We start from the raw sequence: 18,759 nt of genomic DNA, 5'->3' as shown, positions 1-18,759 counted from the left end.
GCGGGTGTTCAGTCGGGGGGTCATGTCTGCTGCTCCGGCGACTGGGCGAGGCCGAAGCCCCGCTGGAAGGCCGCCATCAGGCCGGGGTCGTGCACGGGCGGTTCGGCGTCCCCGCCGGCACGGCGGGGGGCGGGGGCCTCGCGCAGCTGCGGCGCGAGGTGCGTCTGGGCCAGGCGCCGGGGCAGCGGCGGACGGCCGTCGCGGTCCGCCCGTGCGGCGGGCACCCGGTGCGGGAGGGGGTATCCGTCGTCCGCGTCGGCGCCCCGCGCCCACACCGGCCCCCGCCCGGCCGGGGCGGCGAGCCCCTCCGGGGAGGCCGGGACCAGGCCGAGCTCCAGGGCGTGGACGGGGCCGGCGGCCGGGGCGGCGAGGAGGGCGGGCTCCGCCGGCGCGGCGGCCGGGACGGGCTCCGGGCCGGGTCCGGCCAGGACGGGCTCCGGGCCGGACCCGGCCGGGGCGGGCAGGCGGGCCGGGTCCGGGTGCGGGGTCGTCTCGGCGGTGCCCCAGGAGGTGGGGCGGGAGCCGCCCAGGGCGTCGGCTGCGTTCGGGGCCTCCGCGCCCAACAGGCCCTGGGGCAGGACGAGGACGGCGAGGACGCCGCCGTAGATGTTGGTCTTCAGCTCGACGGCGATCCCGTGCCGGCGGGCCAGCGCCGAGACCACGAACAGGCCGATCCGCCCGTCGGCCAGCAGGTGCCGGACGCTGACCTGGTCGGGGTCGCCCAACAGGGTGTTCATCCGGTTCTGCTCCTGCGGCGGCATGCCCAGCCCGCGGTCCTCCACCTCCACCGCGATTCCGGAGGTGACCCGCTCGGCCCGCACCACCACGTCGGTGTCAGGGGCGGAGAACACCGTGGCGTTCTCGACGAGTTCGGCCAGCAGGTGCACCACGTCGGCGACGGCGTGCCCGCGGACCGTGCCACCCGCGGGGGGCACCACCTTGACGCGCGTGTACTGCTCCACCTCGGCGACCGAGGAGCGCAGCACCTCGCTCAGGTCGATCGGCCGCGTCCACTGGCGCCGGGACGCGGCGCCGCCCAGCACCGCGAGGTTCTCGGCGTGCCGGCGGATGCGGGTGGCGAGGTGGTCGACGTGGAAGAGCTGCTTGAGCAGGTCGGGGTCCTCGACCGTGTCCTCCAGCTCGTCGAGGAGCGAGATCTCGCGGTGCACCAGCGACTGAAGGCGGCGCGCGAGGTTGACGAAGACCTCGACCTTGCGGTCGCTGTCACTCGGCGCGGCCGGCGCCGCGAGCCGCAGGAGCGTCCCGTGCGCCTCCTCGCGGGCGCCGCGCAGCTCCTGCGCGAGCAGCCAGAACTCGTCCACCCCGGCCGGACCGGCCTCCGGCGGCGGGGCTCCCCGGCCCGCCCGGACGGGACGCCCCGGCCGCTCCCCCCGTTCCAGGCGCTCGGCGGCCGTGCGCAGCTCCTGTCGGCCGCGCATGCTGGAGCGCCGCAGCGCCTCGCACCGGTCCCGGACGGCCTTGGCGCCGCGCCGGGCGCCCAGCAGGGCGGCGGCCAGGGCCCCCACGGCCAGCAGGGCGCAGCCCGCGAGCACCGGCCACAGCCGCGCGTCGCGCTCCCCGGCTCCCCCGCCCAGCTGCAGGGTGAAGATCACCGCGGCGGTGCCGCTTAGCCCGGCGGCGAGCGTGGGCAGGACGGCGGCGCGGACCAGTTGGGGGCCTATCTGCCGGCCGGGGCCCGTGGCGGCGTGTCTCGACGGGGCGTGGCGGGCGGCGCGGAGTCCGGACATCGGCGTCCTCGGTACGTGGGGCCCGGCCCCCGGTTCCAGTTCCCGGGGCCCGGTGTTGATCACCGGATACCCACGCTAGACCGCACGCTCCCGCGGCCGTTGCCCAGTTGGGGAACTTGGCGGGGGTGCTTCCCGCTCCCGATGGAGCGCTCGCACGACAGCCCGAATGCGCCGGGAGCGCGTACGCCCGTGCAGGTCGGAGCGTACGCGCTCCCGGATTCCGGGGGCCACGGCCTCGTTCTAGGAGCCCACCGCCTCCGGCTCGCCCAGTCCGGCCGAGAGCGCCGGGGCGGGCTCGGCTGCGCCCGTCGCGGCGGGGGCCGGGCCGGCGGCGGGGATCGCGGCGCTCGCGACGAAGGGACGCCACCAGGCCTCGGCCGGGGCGTCGGCCGCGCCCGGCTCGAAGGGCCGGCCCGGGATCGGCAGGGCGACGGCCGCCCCGGCCGCGCCGGCGGCGGCGACGGTGCCCTCGCCGGGCTCGTCCCACGGGTGCGGGGCCAGGTTGAAGGTGCCCCAGTGGATCGGCAGCATGGTGCCGGCCGGGACGCCCCCCTGGAGGTCGAGGTGGGCCCGCATGCCCTCCTCGGGCGTCATGTGGATGTCGGGCCAGTACTCCGAGTAGGCACCGATCTGGATCATCGTGGCGTCGAAGGGGCCGTGCTCGGCACCGATCTCCTTGAATCCGGGGAAGTAGCCGGTGTCCCCGCTGTGGAAGATCCGGTGCTCATCGCCCGCGACCACCCACGAGGCCCACAGGGTGAACTGCTGGTTGCGCAGGCCGCGTCCGCAGAAGTGACGGGCCGGGGTGGCCGTGAGCGAGAGGCCGGCGACCTCGGTGGACTCGTTCCAGTCCAGCTCGCGCAGCCGGCTCGCCGGCACGCCCCACCGCTCCAGGTGCGCGCCGACGCCCAGCGGGACGGCGAAGACCGTGTCGGTGCCGGCCAGCGCCTTGATGGTGGGCAGGTCCAGATGGTCGTAGTGGTCGTGGGAGATGACCACGACGTCGATCTCGCCGAGCGAGGCCAGCGGCACCGGTACGGGATGCAGGCGCTTGGGCCCGGCGAAGGGGAAGGGGGAGCATCGCTCGCCCCAGACCGGGTCGAAGAGGACCCGGCGGCCGTCGATCTCGGCGAGCACGCTGGAGTGCCCCATCCAGGTGAGGCGCAGCCCGCCGACGGGGGGCTTGGCCAGCTCGGCGAGGGTGGTGGGGTAGACGGGGATCGGCGCGCCGGGGTTGCGCCGGATCCGCTGCTCCTTGTGGAAGTAGATCCTGGCGAACTCCAGCATCGAGCCGGAAGGCCTGGTCCGGGCCCCCACCGGGTTCTGGAAGACGCCGTCGGCGAAGTTGGGCGAGCGCAGGATGCGCTCAAGCCGCGCGCCGGACGGGTCCGCGCCGAAGGCTTCGGGCCGCAGGGCGCGCAGCCGGGGACGCAGGGGAAGGGAGCCGGTCAAGGCGCCTCCTGGGTAGTGCGGGCGGGTGGGACGGGCGTACGCCCCGACCATCCCAACGCGCACCGGCTTCCCAGGATTCCGCCCGGCCGCGTCCCGGCGGCCCGCCCGGGCCTGCGGCGGGCCCCGCGAGGGGGACCCGTGGCGGGCCCGGCAGGGTGCCGGGACGCGGCGTGCGGGCTACAGCGGGAGCAGGTCCGGGCGCTTGGCCTCGACGTTGTCGCCGGAGGACTCCCCGCGCAGCCGGCGCCCGATCCAGGGCACGAGGTGCTCGCGGGCCCACTGGATGTTGTCGCGGGTGACGTCCACGGAGCCGCGCGGCGCGGCCGGCGGCCAGGGCTGGTCCGGGTCGGCCGGGACCTCGTAGCCCAGGACCTGCGCGGCGCGCAGCGCGACGCGGGTGTGGCCCTCCGGCGAGAGGTGGAGGCGGTCGACGTCCCAGGCGCGGCGGTCCTGTACGGTCTTCAGCGACCACAGGTCGAGCACCGGGCAGCCGTAGCGGTCGGCGATGGCGCGCACATGGACGTTGTACGTCGCGATCTTGCCCCGCAGGTGCTTGAGGACCGGCACGCCCCGGGTGTCGAAGCCGGTGGTGATCATGACGAGGCCGACGGCGCCGGTGAGGTCGGCCACGGCCGCCTCGAACCGGGCCGCCACGTCGTCGGGGTCGCTGCCGGGCCGGATGATGTCGTTGCCGCCCGCACAGAAGGAGACGAGGTCGGGTGCCAGTTCCTTGGCCCGGGGAACCTGCTCCTCCACGATCTGGTCGAGTACTTTGCCCCGTACCGCCAGGTTCGCGTACCGGAAGTCGTGCTCGTCGCGCTGATCCGCCAGGAGCACGGCGAGGCGGTCCGCCCAGCCGAGATACGAATCCCCGGGTCCCGGGTCCCCCACGCCTTCGGTGAAGCTGTCCCCGATCGCCGCGTACGAGCCGATGGTCTTGAGTGTCGTCTTCGTCGCTGCCACGGGAACCCATCCTTCACCCCCGCCGCCAACCTACGCCAACGTAATGAGGGGTTGACGGACCGTGATCTATACCACGCGGGGGATAAGGAATAAGTACACACGGGGCCGGGACCCCCCCTCGGGTCCCGGCCCGTGCGCGTCGGCGCTCCGCCGCGGGGGTCGTCAGATGGCGACGCCCTTGGAGCGGAGGTAGGCCAGCGGGTCGATGTCGGAGCCGTAGGACGGGCCCGTGCGGATCTCGAAGTGGAGGTGCGGACCGGTCACGTTGCCGGTGGCGCCGGAGAGCCCGATGGTCTGGCCGGCGGTGACGGTCTGCCCCGTCGAGACGTTCAGCTGGGAGAGGTGGCCGTACTGGGAGTACTTGCCGTCCGCGTGCCGGATGACGACCTCGTTGCCGTACGCGCCTCCCCAGCCTGCGGAAACCACGGTGCCCGCGCCGACGGCCCGGACGGTGGTGCCGGTGCTCGCGATGAAGTCGACGCCGGTGTGGTAGCCGGAGGACCACATGGCGCCGGGCGTGCGGTACTGGGTGGAGATGCCGCCGCTGACGGGGGCGACGAACCCGGCGGCGCTCGCGGGCGCGGACTGCGCGGCGGGCGCGGACTGCTTCATTCCGCGAGACGGGGCGGCGGAGCCCTTCAGCCCGGCGGCGCCGGCGGCGGCTTCCGTGCCCGATCCGGCGGCGGCGCCGTCGGACGGAGCGGTGTCGGCCGCGGCCTCGCCGGCCGCCGGAGCACCGCTGGAGGACTCCTCGGCCGGCGCCTCAGGCGCCTTCGCGGCGGGGGCCGCGCCCTGCCCGTCGAGGGTCAGGCGCAGGCCCGGGTGGATGAGGGAGGGGTCCTCGCCGACGGCCTCGCGGTTGTCGGCGTACAGCCGCTCCCAGCCGCCGGACAGACCGCGCTCGGCGGCGATGGCGGAGAGGCAGTCGCCCGGCACGACCGTGTAGACGGCGGGCGCGGCGGCGGGCACGGCCGCCCGGAACGCCGCCGGGGCCTGGGCGGGCGCCGCGGCCGGGGCCACGGCGGCCGGGGCGGCCGCGTGGGCGCCGGCGGCACCCATGAGCGGCAGCGCGAGGGCCGCGCCGCCCGTCCCGGCGAAGGCGATCCGCCGGGATATGGAACGGGACTTCGGACGGCGGTGCTTACCCTTTCCGGGCATGGTGAATTCCTCTCCGGCGCCTGCGAGGTGAGCTGTCGGGTTCGGACTGGAGATGTCCGGCCGTACGGGTACGTCCGCAAAGCGGATCACCGGCACGGCTTCACCCCGAGCCGTACCGGAATGGATCCGGGACGGCGTCCTGCGCGGTTCCCCCGCTCCTGCCGCGTGCGTGGTTGGTCGGGTGCGGTTTCCGGGAGGCGGCAGGACGAGGCGGTCCACCCGGATCGCTCGCGAAGGTAATCCAGTGGGACGGCGGCCAACAAGCCGCGAATTCCCTGACGCAATAGCAGGTATGAGGGATCAACGGAATTCCGGTCACCCTGCGTCCATTCCGGACCCGCAACGGCCGCCCCGGCAAAGGAATTCGGATTTCGCGATCAGGCACGCTCGGTCACCGTATGATCTGGCTCACGGAGTTCGGCCCGATCTCGCTTCCACCTACGGCAAGTTGGTTCCAACCAGAGCAATTCGGACACACGGCACCACGCGAAGGAGAACACGTGACCCAGCAGATACCTCAGGACCTCCCGGCACGGGACGAGCGCACGCCCGGGATGACCGGAGTGCGCAATTTCCGCGATGTGGGCGGTTTGCCGACCATGGACGGACGGAGGGTCAGGTCGGGACGACTGTACCGAAGCGGACATCTGGCACATGCCACTGAAAACGATGTGGAGTTCCTCGCCTCGCTGGGCCTGCACACGGTCTTCGACTTCCGCAACGGCGCCGACCAGGCCACGGAGGGCCCGGACGTGGCACTGCCGGGCGTGCGCAACGTGAACATCCCCCTCTCGGACCCGGCCGACGGCGGACGGTTCTGGAAGACGGTCCGCGAAGGGGGCCTCGACCGGCTCCGCGACCTCCTGGGCGGGGGCAGGGCGGCCGCCCGCATGGCTGAGTCGTACCGCGAGATGATCCGCGACCGCACCGCCGAGCACGGACGGGTGCTGCACGCGCTCGCCAAGGACAGCGTGCCGGCCCTGCTGCACTGCGCGGCGGGCAAGGACCGGGCGGGTCTGTCGATCGCCGTCATCCTGCTCGCGCTCGGGGTCGACCGCGAGGCGATCGTGGCGGACTACCTGGAGTCGAACGCCCCGCACAACCGCTACCGGCTGCAGCGCGCCGACGACACGCCCGAGACCCGCTCCCCCGAGGTGACCGAGCTGCTGGCGCCGCTGTTCGACGCCCGCGCCGAGTACCTGGTGGCCGCCTACGAGACCATCGACACGCACTGGGGCGGGATCGAGCGCTACCTCGCCGAGGGCCTCGGACTCGCCCCGGCGACGCGGGAGCGGCTGCGGGACCGGTTGCTGGACTGACCCGCGCCCCGGGGCCGGGCACGGCGGCAAGACCGCCGCGCCCGGCCCGGGGGCCGCACGGCTAGCGGTCCGCCACGGCCTGCTTCACCAGAGTCCGGCCGAAGTCCCACATCAGCGAGCCGCCGCCGTGCGCCTCGTCCATGACCTCCCGGAAGGCACCGACGAACCGGTCCACGTCCGCCTCGTCCACGATCAGCGGCGGAATGAGCTTGATGACCTCCAGGTGGTCCCCCGAGACCTGGGTGAGGATCCGGTGCCGGTTCAGCAGCGGGACCACGACCATCTGCGCGAACAGCCCCTTGCGGGCCGCCTGGAGCATCGTCCAGCGGCTGCGCAGCCCCAGCGAGGACGGCCGGCCGAACTCGATGCCGATCATCAGCCCGCGGCCCCGCACCTCGTGCAGCATCTCGTACTCGCCGACGAGCGCGGCCAGCCGCCCGCGCAGCAGGTCGCCCATGGCGCGGGCGTTGGCCACGACCCCCTCGTCCTCCATGACGTGGAGGACCGCCAGCCCCGCGGCCATCGCCTGGGCGTTGGAGCCGAAGCTCGCGGAGTGCACGAGCACCCGGTCCATGGACGAGTAGACGCGCCGGAAGATCCAGTCCTTGCCCAGGGTCGCGCCGACGGGCACGTAGCCGCCGGAGAGGGCCTTGGCCACGCACACCAGGTCCGGTTCCACGCCCGGTTCGTTCTGGTACGCGTAGAAGTCCCCGGTCCGGCCGAGGCCGGTCTGCACCTCGTCGGCGATCAGGAGCGCCTTGTGCCGGTGCAGGAGCTCCTGGGCCGCGCGCAGGAATCCCGGCGGGGCGGCGTGCACGCCCTTGCCCTGGATCGGCTCGACGACGAAGGCGGCCACGTCGCCGCGGCGCAGCTCGCGCTCCAGGGCGCCGAGGTCCCCCAGCGCGATCCTCGTGTCCGGCAGCAGCGGGGCGAAGCCGTCGCGGAAGCCGCCCTCCCCGTTGACCGACAGGGAGCCCGTGGTGAGCCCGTGGAAGGCGTGGTCGCAGTAGAGGATCCTGGGCCGGCCGGTGGCGTAGCGGGCGAACTTCAGGGCGGTCTCGACCGCCTCGGTGCCGCTGTTGCCGAAGAAGACCCGGTCCAGGTGGGGGCTGTGGGAGAGCAGCTTCTCCGCCAGCAGCCCGGGCAGCGGCTGGCAGTCGAAGCGGGTCAGGTCGGCGAGCTGGGCGTCCAGGACCTCGTGCAGGGCCCGGCGGACCACGGGGTGGTGGCGGCCCAGGCCCATCACCCCGAAGCCGGCGAGCATGTCGAGGTAGTCGTTGCCCTCGGCGTCCCAGAAGTGGGCGCCCTCGGCGCGGACGTAGACCTTGTCGAAGCCGATGGTGCGCAGCATGCGGGGCAGCTGGTGGTTGAGGTGGCGGGCGTGCAGCTCGTAGCGTTCCGCGCCGCGCTCGGCCAGCAGCGCGGCGAGGTCGAAACCCCCGCCCGCGCCCGCCGCCGCTCCTGCCTGCGGCGCCGTCATGCCGACGCGTCCCGGTTGCCGGCGACGGTCTCGCGGGCGGCGCGCAGGGACTCCTTGAGGGAGCCCATGGTCGCGAGGACGGCGGTGGGCTCGTAGCCGCAGTGCGCCATGCAGTTGGCGCAGCGCGGGTCCTTTCCGCGGCCGTACTTGCTCCAGTCGGTGTCGTTCACCAGTTCCCGGTACGTGGGCACGTGTCCGTCGCTCATCAGATAGCAGGGGCGCTGCCAGCCGAAGAGGGAGTAATTCGGAATGGCCCAGGCCGTGCAGGGGAAATCGGCCTTCCCTTCCAGGAAGTCCAGGAAGAGCGGGGAGTGGTTGAGCCGCCAGCGGCGCCGGTTTCCCCCGGCGAAGGCCTTCCTGAACAGTTCGCGGGTCTGTTCGACGCCCAGGAAGTGCTCCTGGTCGGGGGCCTTTTCGTAGGCATAGGCGGGCGAGATCATCATCTCGTCGACCTGGAGGTCGTCATTGAGGTAGTTCAGCACCTCGATGACGGTCTGCGGGGTGTCGGTGTTGAAGAAGGTGGAGTTGGTGGTCACCCGGAATCCGCGCCGCTTGGCCTCCTTGATGGCGGCGACGGCCTCGTCGAAGACCCCTTCCTTGGCCACGGACTCGTCGTGGCGTTCGCGCAGCCCGTCGATGTGCACGGCGAAGGCGAAGTAGGGGGACGGGGTGAACTTCTCGATCTTCTTGCGGAGCAGCAGGGCGTTGGTGCAGAGGAAGACGTACTTCCGCCGGGCCACCAGCTGCCGCACGATCTCGTCGATCTGGGGGTGCATCAGGGGCTCGCCACCCGCGATGGACACCATCGGCGCGCCGGACTCCAGGACGGCGCCGACCGCCTGGGCGACGGGCATGCGCTGCTTGAGCACCCCGGCCGGGTGCTGGATCTTCCCGCACCCCTCGCAGGCCAGGTTGCAGGCGTAGAGCGGCTCCAGCTCGACGATCAGCGGGAACTTCTCACGCTTGCGGAGCTTCTGTTCGAGAAGATAGGTCCCGACCCTGATGGACTGTCGCAACGGCATGGCCATCTGGTTCACCTCCTGGGAATCAGCAACGAACGGTGCCATTCATGGAAAGCGGGTAGTACAGAACGCAATACACGGAAGGCAGATATTCCACCGCGCACCGTGCCGATACGGACGAGCTCGTGCTCCGGAGCGTCCACGATCACCCGGACGGCGGCAACGGGGAGGCCCGCCCGCGAGGCGGTCCACAGGGTGGCTGCCGACTCCATGTCGACCGCGACGCCGCCGGCGGCGCGCAGCCGGTCACGCTCCTGGCCTCGGACGACGTGGTCGGCTCCGGTCAGTGTGCCGGTGTGCACGGTCCGCCCGGGGACGGCGCGGGCCAGTGCCTCGGCGAGCAGGGCGGTGCCGGTGCAGGCGACCGCCCCCCGGGGGTCGCGGGTCTCCTCGGCGACCACGAGGTCCCCGGGGTTCATACCGGGGACCAGGCCGGCGCAGAAGCCGGTGGCCAGGACGGCGGCCCGTTCCATCCCGGGGCGCTCCAGGGCCCGGGCCACGGCCCGGTCCGCGGCGCGGGGGCCCATGCCGGTCCGCAGCACCGCCGCGCCGGCGGAGCGGCCCGCGCCGCCGAGGGCCGCCCGCTCGATGCGCAGGGCGCAGGCGATCAGCAGCGGCGTCGCGGGCGGGGCCGCCCGGGCGGGCATCAGGCCTCCTCGGCCGGGACCCGGGCGGCGGCCGGGGGCCGGCCGGTGCGCCGGGTGGCGGCCTGGCCGAAGGGCTCCCCGTACAGGTACCTGCCCAGGGCGGTGAGCGGGAACACCTGGCGGTAGAGGTGGTAGTTGATGGAGAAGTCCCAGGGGAAGCCGGTGCCGGTGAAGTACGGCTCGTCCCAGGTGCCGTCGGCGCGCTGGGTCTCCACCAGGTGGGCGAGCCCCCGCCGGACGGCCTCGCCGTCCCGCTCCCCCGCCGCGAGCAGGGCCATCAGCGCCCACGCGGTCTGGGAGGCCGTGGAGGTGCCCTTCCCGGCCCAGGAGCGGTCCTGGTAGGAGCGCTGGTCCTCGCCCCAGCCGCCGTCCTCGTTCTGCACGGACTCCAGCCAGCGGACGGCCCGCCGGACGGCGGGGTGGCCGGGGTCGATCCCGGCGGCGGTGAGGGCGGGAACCACCGACCCGGTCCCGTAGACGTAGTTGGTGCCCCAGCGGCCGAACCAGCTGCCGTCCTCCTCCTGTTCGGCCAGCAGCCAGGCGATGCCGCGCCGGGCGCGCGGGTCGGCGGCCTTCCCCTCCGCGGCGAGCATCTCGACGACGTGGGCGGTGACGTCGGCCGAGGGCGGGTCGATGACCTCCCCGAAGTCGCAGAAGGGCAGCCGGTTGGGGAGGGTGCTGGTGTTGTCGGCGTCGAAGGCGGCCCAGGCGCCGTCCTTGGACTGCATGCCGAGCGTCCAGGAGGTGCCGCGCGCGACGGCCGCCTCGACCCTCGCCGGCTCGGGGTGGTGGATGCGGCGCAGGGCGAGGATGACCTCGGCCGTGTCGTCGACGTCGGGGTAGGTGTCGTTGTGGAACTCGAACGCCCAGCCGCCGGGGGCCAGTCCGGGACGGCGCACGGCCCAGTCCCCGCTGCGCCGGATCTCCTCGCCGAGCATCCAGTCGGCGGCCTTCACCAGCGCCGGGTGGTCGGGGCGCACGCCCGCGTCGGCCAGGGCGATGGCGGCGAGGCAGGTGTCCCAGACCGGGGACTGGCAGGCCTCGACCATGCGGGCGCCGTCCTCGCGCCACACGGCGAAGCGGTCGAGGGACTCCAGCCCGGCCCTCATCACGGGGTGACCGAGGTCGTAGCCGAGCAGGTGCAGGGCGATGACGGAGTACACGGCGGGCGGCTGGATCCCGCCCCAGCAGCCGTCGTTCTCCTGCCGTTCGACGATCCACCGGCCGGCCGCGTCCATGGCCGCCCTGCGCAGCCGTCGCGGGGCGACGCGCCGGTAGAGGTGCAGGACCTTGTCCATCCGCTGGAAGGCCCCGTCCCAACTGGTCATCGAGGCCAGCGGCTTGGCCGGGTAGGGGTCGCGGGCGTCGGTGTGCAGCTCGTCGAGGACGAAGGGGGCCGGGCGGACGGGCCGCAGCGCGGAGACGACGGTCAGCGGGACGATCGTCTGGCGGGCCCAGCAGCCGAAGTCGTAGATGTTCAGCGGCACCCAGGGCGGCAGGAAGACCAGCTCGGGCGGGAGTTCGGGCAGGTGGTCCCAGCTCCACCAGCCGAAGAGGGCCAGCCAGATGCGGGTGAAGACCCGGGCGGAGGCGATCCCGCCCCGCTCGCGGATCCAGGCGGAGGCGCGGGCCATGTGCGGGGCGTCCGGCGGGTCCCCGGCGAGCCGCAGCGCCACGTACGCCTCGATGGTGGCGGAGAGTTCGGGCGGTCCTCCGTGGAAGGTGGCCCAGGTTCCGTCGGCCTGCTGCTCGCCGCGGATGAAGAGGGCGGCGGCCCGGGTCACGGCCTCGTCGCCGATGCCCAGGAACTGGCGCAGCAGCAGGTCCTCGGCGTCCATCGTGACGTTGGTCTGGAGGTCGCCCTTCCACCACCCGGCCGGGTCCTGGCGGTCCAGCAGCTCCCGGACGGCGCGGTCGACGGCCTCCTGGACCCCCTGGTGCAGGCCGGTGTCGCCGCCGGACGGGCCGGCGGCCGGGGCCGCCGTGCTGTCGTGTCGCGGATCCGCGCCGTCGGTGATCGCACCGCCGCCGTCGGTCGTCGCTGTCATGGCTTCCCCTTCGTACAGTGCTTCGGCTGTTCCCGGGTCTGCCGTCGGCCGGGGCCTCCCTCAGGAAGGGTCCCCGGCCGGCGACTCGCGATTCATATCCACTTTCGGGCGGAGATCACCTCTTGCGCACGACGACGAAGTCGGCGAGGGCGACGAGCTGTTCCCGCACCCGCTGGGGCATGTCCACGTCGTCGAGCGCCCGGACGGCGATCGCGTGCTGGCGGCGCGCCTCGTCGGCGGTCCACTGGCGGCCGCCTGCGGCCTCGATGAGGGCGGCGCGATGGGCGAACTCCTCCTCGGAGAAGTTCTCGAAGTCGTTGCTCTTGGCGTCGGCGGCGAGCAGCCGGCCGAGCTCCTCACATGCGGGTCCGCCCGCGGCGAGGGCGGCCACGACCGGGAGGGACTTCTTGCGCTGGCGCAGGTCGCTCCAGGTCTGCTTGCCAGTGGACTCGGGGTCGCCCCAGATGCCGAGGAGGTCGTCGACGGCCTGGAAGGCGAGGCCGAGGTGGTAGCCGTACTCCTCCAGCTTGTCGGCCGTCCGGTCGTCCGCGCCGCCGAGCACGGCGCCGATGGAGACCGCGCACGCGAGCAGGGCTCCGGTCTTGTTCCCCTCCATCTCCAGGCATTCCCGAACGCTGACGCGCTCGCGGTGCTCGTAGGAGATGTCCTGGGCCTGGCCGTCGATGAGCTTGCGGCTGGCGGTGGTCAGGCGGCGGGTGGCGCGGCCCGCCTCGACGGTGCCGAGCTCCAGCAGTACCTCGTTGGCGAGGGCGAAGAGGGCGTCGCCGACGAGGATGGCCAGGGCGGGACCGTGGACCTTCCACACGGTGTCGCGGTGGCGGCGCTGCTCGTCGCCGTCCATCAGGTCGTCGTGCAGCAGCGAGAAGTTGTGGACGAGCTCGACGGCCACGGCGCCGGGGATGCCGACCTCGGCGGCGGCACCGGCCGCCTCGGCGGAGAGCAGTGCGAGGGCGGGGCGTACGGCCTTGCCGCCGTCGCCGTCCGCCGGGTTGCCCTCGGCGTCGATCCAGCCGAAGTGGTAGGCGGCGACGGTGTCCATGGGCGCCGCGAGCCGGTCCACGGCCGCGCGGAGCACGGGGGTCGACAGCGTGCGGCCGCGTTCGAGGAGGGCGAGGGTGCCGGCCTTCTCCGTTCCCCCTGCGGCCGTGCCAGCGGCGGCATCCGTGTTCTCGACAGCCGGGTTCCCCGGGTTCACTGGCTCTCCTCTGGTTCCTGTACGTGCTGTGCTGGTGGTGCTCGTGGTGGTCGTCATACCGCCTCCTGCAGAGGATGTTCGCGGGGGCGGCCGAGAGCGGCGAGCGCGGCGTGTGCCGCACCGAGGCCGCTGCGGACGGCGCTCTCCATGGTCGCGGGCCAGCCGGTGGCGGTCCACGCACCGGCGAGATAGAGCCCCGGCGTGTCGGTCCGGGGGGCGGGACGCAGCCGGCCGACGCCGGGGGCGGGGGCGAAGGTGGCGGTGCGCTCGCGGGTGACGAAGAAGTCCCGCACCTTCGCACCCCGCGCGGCCGGCAGCAGCCGTCCCAGTTCCGGCAGGTACTTGGCGCGCAGGACGGAGACGGGCTCGTCGATGTCGTCCTGGGCGGCGGACTGGGACACGGCGAGGTACTGGCCACCGTCGGTGAGCCCGGAGGAGTCGCTGCGGTCGAAGACCCACTGGACGGGGGTGCCGAGGGCGGCGAAGAAGGGCTGCCGCAGCACCTTGCGGTCGTAGACCACGTGGACGTTGAGGATGGGGGCGGTGCCGATGTCGAGAAGTTTGTCGGGGTCGGCGAGCGCGCCGGGGGGCAGCAGCCCGTGGGCCTCGCGCTGCGGGACGGCGAGCACGACGGTGCCCGCGTCGAGGGACTCGCCGTCGGTGTCGACCCGCCAGTTCCCCTCGCCGGTACGGGAGACGGCGGTGACGCGGGTGCGCAGCCGGGTGCGGACCCCGGCGGAGTCGAGGGCCTTGCGGGCGAGGGTGTCGTGGAGTTCGCCGAGGGGGACGCGGGCCCAGCCGATGTCGGCGGCGCCGTTCTCGGAGAGCAGACCGGTCTTGAACACCATGGCGGCCAGGCCCAGGGAGCAGTGCCGGGCGGTGGCGTTGAGGGTGGCGACGCCGACGAGGTCCCACAGGGCGGCGACGGTGCGCGGGGACTGGCCGTAGCGGGCGAGCCAGGTCGCGAAGTCGAGGCCGTCCAGCGCCGGGTCGGCGGGGTCGAGGCGGCGCAGCGCGAGGGCGGCGCGGCCGACGGCCGCCCGCTCGGCGAGGGAGAGGTGCGGGTAGCGGGCCAGCGAGGCGGCGAGGTGCAGGGGGACGGGCAGGGCGCTGCGGCGCAGCCGGCCCAGCCGGGGTCCGTCGGGGTGGGCGACGTCGAGGACGGGGACGTCGAGCCGGTCCTGGAGCGGGGCGAGGGCGGCGCCGTCGACGCGGTCGAGGAACCACCGGTAGGCGGTGCAGCAGCGCAGGTAGACGTGCTGGCCGTTGTCGACGGTCAGGTCGCCGCGCTTGAAGGAGAAGGCGAGGCCGCCGAGGCGGGGGCGCCCTTCGAGGAGGGTGACCCGCAGTCCGGCGTCGGCGAGTTCGAGGGCGGCGGTGACTCCGGCGAGACCGCCGCCGATGACGACGGCGCGGCCGTCGTCGCCGGTTCCGCTGCCGCTCATGATGCCTCCGGGGTCGTGCGCGGGCCCGCCGGGCCCGGGTGTGTCGTCGTACGGGTCCGGCCCGCCGGGCCGGAGGGTGCCGCGCGGCCCGCACGGTCAGACGCGGCCAGGCCCCGGGTGGTTGCCCGCACGCGGGCTCGGTCCTCGCGGCCGGGGGCGGCCGCCGGACGGCAGGCCGCCGTGCCACGGGAACCGGCCGGGCCGGGGGACGCCCCGCAGGAGCCGGCGCGGGCTCCCCGGCCGGCGTGACCGGCGGGGCCCGCCGGGCCGTCGGCGCGGCGCGCCGGGGCGCAGGCCCGGGCCGGGGTCGTGGTCGGGGGCATCAGCCGCGCCTCCGGGCGCTCTGGCGGGAGATGGTGCGGGCGTCGAGGCCGGACAGGCCGCGCACGGCGACGTACGCCTTCTCGTGGGTCGGCAGCGAGACGCGCCCGCGCAGGACGGCGCCGGGTTCGCGTTCGATGCGGTCCAGCAGGCGCCGGTAGATGCCGGCCATCGCGGCCACGCAGGCGCCGCTGCGCCGGTCGAGCATCGGCAGCAGCCGGTAGCCCTCGGTGAACAGCGCCCGCGCGCGCCGGACTTCGTGGTGGACCAGGCCCGGGAAGTCGGAACCGGCGGGGGCCCGGCCGCCCTGGAATCCCTCGGAGCAGCCGAACTTGGCGAGGTCCTCGGCGGGCAGGTAGGTACGTCCGTTGCCGGCGTCCTCGCGGACGTCGCGCAGGATGTTGGTGAGCTGGAGGGCCAGGCCCAGGGTGTCGGCGTACTCCTCGGCGTGCTCGCCGGGGCCGACCGTGCCGAACACGCCGAGCGAGAGCCGGCCGATGGCCCCGGCGACACAGCGGCAGTAGGCCTTGAGATCCTCCCAGGTCTCGTACTCCTCGCCGCGGACGTCCATCAGGACGCCGTCGATGAGCTCGTCGAGGCCTCCCAGGGGGATGGGGAAGCGACGGGCGGCGTGCGCGAGGGCGACGGCGACCGGGTCGGTGTCGTCCTCCTCGATCTCCCCGGCGCGGATCCGGCCGAGGAGGGCGCGGGTCTCCTCCAGGCGGGCCAGTTTGGCCTCGGGGGCGAGGGTGCCGTCCCCGATGTCGTCGACGCGCCGCGAGAAGGCGTACAGCGCGGACATCGCCTGCCGCTTGTCGGTGGGCAGCAGCCGGATGCCGTACGCGAAGTTGCGCGCCTGGGTTCCGGTCACGGCCTCGCAGTAGCTGTAGGCGGCGAGGACCGGGGCGGACGGAGCGGACGCGTGGTTGGGGCCCTCCACGGTGGGGCTCACCCCTTTCTCGGCGCTGTGCGCAGGACGGCGGCCACCTCGCGCAGGAGTTGACCGCGGGTGGGCTTGGGCGGGCCGGGCAGGACGTCGAAGCCGGCGGCCGAGACCGCCTTCAGGGCGGCCCGCCCGCCTCCCACGAACCCCGCGAGCAACAGCCGCAGCCTGCCGTGGACGCTGCCCACGAGCGGGGTGCCCTCGTCCAGGAGGGCGCGCGCGCGTTCCGCCTCGAAGGCGACCAGGGCGCGGACGGAGGATCCGGCGGAGCGGACCGCGAGGTCGGCCTCGGCGACGCGGAAGCGCCGCATGTCCTCGGCCGGGAGGTAGATCCGGTCGCGGCCGAGGTCCTCGGCGACGTCCTGGAGGTGTTCGGCGATCTGCAGGGCGGTGCAGACCGCGTCGGAGCGGCGGATCCGCTCGGGGGTGCTGGTGCCGGTGAGCTCCAGCACGAGGCGGCCGACGGTGTTGGCGGAGAGCTCGCAGTAGGCGAGGAGCTCCCCGTACGTCGCGTAGCGGGCGACCTTCTGGTCCTGGCGGTTGGCCTCGATGAGCCCGAGGAAGTGCTCGCGGCCGAGCCGGTGGTCGCGCACGACGGGCTGGAGGGCGAGCAGCAGGGGGTGGCGCGGGGGGCCGTCGGTGCCGCCGAAGACGCGCAGCAGGTCGGCTTCCAGGGCGTCGAGCATCGCGAGGCGGTCGTCGGCGGCGGCCGGGTCGAGGCCCAGCAGGACGGCGTCGCGTCCGCCGGGGGCGAGGTCGCCGTCGCCGATGTCGTCGACGAGGCGGGCGAACCCGTAGACCGCCATCAGGCCCTGGCGCCAGGCGCGGGGCAGGAAGGCGGGGGCGACGGGGAAGTTCTCCGAGGCGGCCTTGGCGAGGGTGGCCGCGCCGGGGGCCGGGGCCGACGGGTGGCGGAGGCCGTGCCCGGGGGTCACCGCCCGCCGCCCGGGGCCGGGACGGCTGGCGTGCCTGGGGGCCGCAGAATTCCCGTAGCCATTGCCGTCACGTCTCCCGTTCTACACTGCTGACCCAAGTCATCCCATTTCGGACACGCCGCGGAGTTTACCGGGGAGTATCCCGGGCGAACCGGCTGCGGGGAATCGTCCCCTCTTGGCGCGATTGAGAACTGGTACAGCTTACGCTGTACAACACCGCGGGGGCCTATCGGGTGGCCACCGCGCCCGGAATGTCGGCCGCACGGCGAGGCCCCCGCCGCGGCGAGCGGCAGGGGCCTGCGTGACGGCGCGTCGGCCGGTCAGTGACCGCTGGCCTTCTCGTACGCCGAGACGACCTCTTCGGTGGGCCCGTCCATGAGGAGCTCGCCCTTCTCCAGCCACAGCACCCGGCTGCAGGTGTCGCGGATGGAGTTGTTGTTGTGGCTCACCAGGAAGACCGTGCCGGCCTTCTCCCTCAGCTCGCGGATGCGCGCCTCGGAGCGGACCTGGAACTTGCGGTCGCCGGTGGCGAGCGCCTCGTCGATCATCAGGACGTCGTGGTCCTTGGCGGCGGCGATCGAGAACCGCAGGCGCGCGGCCATTCCGGAGGAGTAGGTGCGCATCGGCAGGGAGATGAAGTCGCCCTTCTCGTTGATCCCCGAGAAGTCGACGATGTCCTCGTACCGCTCCTTGATCTGCTCGCGGCTCATGCCCATCGCGAGACCGCCGAGGACGACGTTGCGCTCGCCGGTGAGGTCGTTCATCAGCGCGGCGTTGACGCCCAGCAGGGAGGGCTGGCCGTCGGTGTAGACCTTGCCGGACTCGCAGGGCAGCAGGCCCGCGATCGCGCGCAGCAGCGTGGACTTGCCGGAGCCGTTGGAGCCGATGAGGCCGATGGCCTCGCCGCGGTAGGCGGTGAAGGAGACCCCGCGCACGGCGTGGACCCGGCGCACGCCCGGGGCGTCGCCCTTGCCGCGGCGGAGTATCTTGCTGAGCGCCGCGGTGGCGCTGCCCTTGCCGGAGCTTCCGGTGTTGACGCGGTACACGATGTGCACCTCGTCCGCGATGACGGTGGGCACGCGGCCCTGGGTGATGTCAGCCACGGCCGTAACGCTCCTCAGCCTTCCAGAAGTACACGAAGCCGCCGACACCGATGAGGACGGCCCAGCCGATCGCGAAGGCCCAGACGTGCGGCGGGAGGTTCTCGGCGCCGTAGTCCTTGATCAGCGCGAAGCGGACCAGGTCCATGTAGATCGCCGCGGGGTTCCACTGGAGGACGTCGGAGATCCACTGCGGCTTGCCCTTCAGCATGGTGCTGATCGAGAACATGACGCCCGAGGCGTACATCCACGTACGCGTGAGGAACGGCATGAGCTGCGCGAGGTCGGGGGTCTTGGAGCCCATGCGCGCGAAAATCAGGGCGAGGCCGGTGTTGAAGCCGAACTGGAGGGCCAGCGCCGGGACGACCAGCAGCCAGGACAGCGCCGGGTAGTTCCCGAAGGCCACGGCGACGACGACCACGACGACCATCGAGTAGAGCAGCTGCTGGAGCTGCTGCATCGAGAAGGAGATGGGCAGCGAGGCGCGCGGGAAGTGCAGCGCGCGGACCAGGCCGAGGTTCGTGGGGATCGCCCGGACGCCCGCCATCAGCGAGTTCTGGGTGAAGGTGAAGACGAAGATGCCCATCACCAGGAACGGGATGTAGACGCTCTTCTCCATGCCGCGGCCCGCGTTCAGGATGAGGCCGAAGATCAGGTAGTAGACGAGCGCGTTCAGCAGGGGGGTCGCCACCTGCCAGATCTGGCCGAGCTTGGCCTGGCTGTACTGCGCCACCAGCTTGGCCCGGGAGAAGGCCATGATGAAGTGGCGCCGACCCCAGAGCTGCCGCACGTATCCGCCCAGGCTGGGCCGCGCGCCACTGACGGACAGGCCGTACTTCCTGGCGAGCTCCGCGGGGCTGAGTCCCGCGTCGTCGGACGGCGGCCTGCTCGTGGCGAGGGCGCCGTCGTGGGTTGTGTCACTCACAAGTTGAAACTTTCCGTCTTCACGTTGCGGCAGGTCA

Annotated in this window: 15 protein-coding genes and 1 riboswitch; of the genes, 1 reads left to right on the top strand and 14 read right to left on the bottom strand. The window is 73.6% G+C overall.

Annotated elements, in window-relative coordinates; genetic code table 11:
• Nucleotides 1-20 precede the first annotated feature (20 nt).
• From ACFY15_RS14585 to ACFY15_RS14570, 4 genes are all read right to left on the bottom strand, one after another.
• Nucleotides 21-1,748 (bottom strand): ATP-binding protein, encoded by a 1,728-nt coding sequence (locus tag ACFY15_RS14585; RefSeq protein WP_390686818.1) that lies wholly within the window; start codon nt 1,746-1,748, stop codon nt 21-23.
• Between the two features lie 240 nt (nt 1,749-1,988).
• The gene (locus ACFY15_RS14580) at nt 1,989-3,200 is read right to left on the bottom strand and encodes an MBL fold metallo-hydrolase (protein WP_390686817.1); all 1,212 of its coding nucleotides are present in this window, start codon (nt 3,198-3,200) and stop codon (nt 1,989-1,991) included.
• A 177-nt stretch (nt 3,201-3,377) separates the two neighbouring features.
• Nucleotides 3,378-4,163: an SGNH/GDSL hydrolase family protein gene (locus tag ACFY15_RS14575; RefSeq protein WP_390686816.1), complete on the bottom strand. Its 786-nt coding sequence runs from the start codon at nt 4,161-4,163 to the stop codon at nt 3,378-3,380.
• A gap of 162 nt (nt 4,164-4,325) precedes the next feature.
• On the bottom strand, nt 4,326-5,321 hold the full coding sequence (locus ACFY15_RS14570) for a peptidoglycan DD-metalloendopeptidase family protein (protein WP_390686815.1): 996 nt from the start codon (nt 5,319-5,321) through the stop codon (nt 4,326-4,328).
• Nucleotides 5,322-5,325: 4 nt separating this feature from the next.
• Nucleotides 5,326-5,511: riboswitch (cyclic di-AMP (ydaO/yuaA leader) on the bottom strand.
• 310 nt (nt 5,512-5,821) lie between these two features.
• On the opposite strand from ACFY15_RS14570, the gene ACFY15_RS14565 reads away from it, so the two are divergent.
• On the top strand, nt 5,822-6,640 hold the full coding sequence (locus ACFY15_RS14565; RefSeq protein ID WP_390686814.1) for a tyrosine-protein phosphatase: 819 nt from the start codon (nt 5,822-5,824) through the stop codon (nt 6,638-6,640).
• Between the two features lie 61 nt (nt 6,641-6,701).
• On the opposite strand, the gene ACFY15_RS14560 is transcribed toward ACFY15_RS14565, so the two are convergent.
• From ACFY15_RS14560 to ACFY15_RS14515, 10 genes are all read right to left on the bottom strand, one after another.
• Nucleotides 6,702-8,120 (bottom strand): aspartate aminotransferase family protein, encoded by a 1,419-nt coding sequence (locus tag ACFY15_RS14560; RefSeq protein WP_390686813.1) that lies wholly within the window; start codon nt 8,118-8,120, stop codon nt 6,702-6,704.
• On the bottom strand, nt 8,117-9,148 hold the full coding sequence (gene hpnH / locus ACFY15_RS14555) for an adenosyl-hopene transferase HpnH (protein WP_390825576.1): 1,032 nt from the start codon (nt 9,146-9,148) through the stop codon (nt 8,117-8,119). The genes ACFY15_RS14560 and hpnH overlap by 4 nt, the downstream gene beginning before the upstream one ends.
• 5 nt (nt 9,149-9,153) lie before the next feature.
• Nucleotides 9,154-9,789, bottom strand: a complete 636-nt coding sequence (locus tag ACFY15_RS14550; protein WP_390686811.1) for a 1-hydroxy-2-methyl-2-butenyl 4-diphosphate reductase — start codon at nt 9,787-9,789, stop codon at nt 9,154-9,156.
• Complete coding sequence (shc, locus tag ACFY15_RS14545; protein WP_390686810.1) at nt 9,789-11,837, bottom strand: squalene--hopene cyclase; 2,049 nt, start codon at nt 11,835-11,837, stop codon at nt 9,789-9,791. Before shc ends, ACFY15_RS14550 begins: the two co-directional genes overlap by 1 nt.
• 115 nt (nt 11,838-11,952) lie before the next feature.
• Nucleotides 11,953-13,110 carry a polyprenyl synthetase family protein gene (locus tag ACFY15_RS14540; RefSeq protein ID WP_390686809.1) on the bottom strand — a complete coding sequence of 386 codons (1,158 nt, stop codon included), beginning with the start codon at nt 13,108-13,110 and terminating at the stop codon, nt 11,953-11,955.
• Nucleotides 13,107-14,498: a hydroxysqualene dehydroxylase HpnE gene (gene hpnE, locus ACFY15_RS14535; RefSeq protein WP_390686808.1), complete on the bottom strand. Its 1,392-nt coding sequence runs from the start codon at nt 14,496-14,498 to the stop codon at nt 13,107-13,109. The genes ACFY15_RS14540 and hpnE overlap by 4 nt, the downstream gene beginning before the upstream one ends.
• 322 nt (nt 14,499-14,820) lie before the next feature.
• A complete protein-coding gene (hpnD, locus tag ACFY15_RS14530) occupies nt 14,821-15,771 on the bottom strand; it encodes a presqualene diphosphate synthase HpnD (protein WP_390686807.1) in 951 nt (316 codons plus the stop codon).
• On the bottom strand, nt 15,768-16,697 hold the full coding sequence (gene hpnC, locus ACFY15_RS14525) for a squalene synthase HpnC (protein ID WP_390686806.1): 930 nt from the start codon (nt 16,695-16,697) through the stop codon (nt 15,768-15,770). Before hpnC ends, hpnD begins: the two co-directional genes overlap by 4 nt.
• Nucleotides 16,698-17,017: 320 nt before the next feature.
• Nucleotides 17,018-17,800: an ABC transporter ATP-binding protein gene (locus ACFY15_RS14520; RefSeq protein WP_390686805.1), complete on the bottom strand. Its 783-nt coding sequence runs from the start codon at nt 17,798-17,800 to the stop codon at nt 17,018-17,020.
• A complete protein-coding gene (locus ACFY15_RS14515; RefSeq protein WP_390686804.1) occupies nt 17,793-18,722 on the bottom strand; it encodes an ABC transporter permease in 930 nt (309 codons plus the stop codon). The genes ACFY15_RS14520 and ACFY15_RS14515 overlap by 8 nt, the downstream gene beginning before the upstream one ends.
• Between the last annotated feature and the right edge of the window lie 37 nt (nt 18,723-18,759).

The organism is Streptomyces sp. NPDC001373 (assembly GCF_042895815.1).
Taxonomy (GTDB): Bacteria; Actinomycetota; Actinomycetes; order Streptomycetales; family Streptomycetaceae; genus Streptomyces.
Note: the sequence above shows the minus strand (reverse complement) of the source record. Positions and strands in the feature narration are given on the sequence as shown.

Excerpts from the sequence above, each read along its gene's own strand:
- ACFY15_RS14570 (WP_390686815.1), bottom strand. The coding sequence starts at position 5,321 with ATGCCCGGAAAGGGTAAGCACCGCCGTCCGAAGTCCCGTTCCATATCC.
- shc (WP_390686810.1), bottom strand. The coding sequence starts at position 11,837 with ATGACAGCGACGACCGACGGCGGCGGTGCGATCACCGACGGCGCGGAT.
- ACFY15_RS14560 (WP_390686813.1), bottom strand. The coding sequence starts at position 8,120 with ATGACGGCGCCGCAGGCAGGAGCGGCGGCGGGCGCGGGCGGGGGTTTC.
- hpnH (WP_390825576.1), bottom strand. The coding sequence starts at position 9,148 with ATGGCCATGCCGTTGCGACAGTCCATCAGGGTCGGGACCTATCTTCTC.
- ACFY15_RS14585 (WP_390686818.1), bottom strand. The coding sequence starts at position 1,748 with ATGTCCGGACTCCGCGCCGCCCGCCACGCCCCGTCGAGACACGCCGCC.
- ACFY15_RS14540 (WP_390686809.1), bottom strand. The coding sequence starts at position 13,110 with ATGACGACCACCACGAGCACCACCAGCACAGCACGTACAGGAACCAGA.
- hpnE (WP_390686808.1), bottom strand. The coding sequence starts at position 14,498 with ATGAGCGGCAGCGGAACCGGCGACGACGGCCGCGCCGTCGTCATCGGC.
- ACFY15_RS14550 (WP_390686811.1), bottom strand. The coding sequence starts at position 9,789 with ATGCCCGCCCGGGCGGCCCCGCCCGCGACGCCGCTGCTGATCGCCTGC.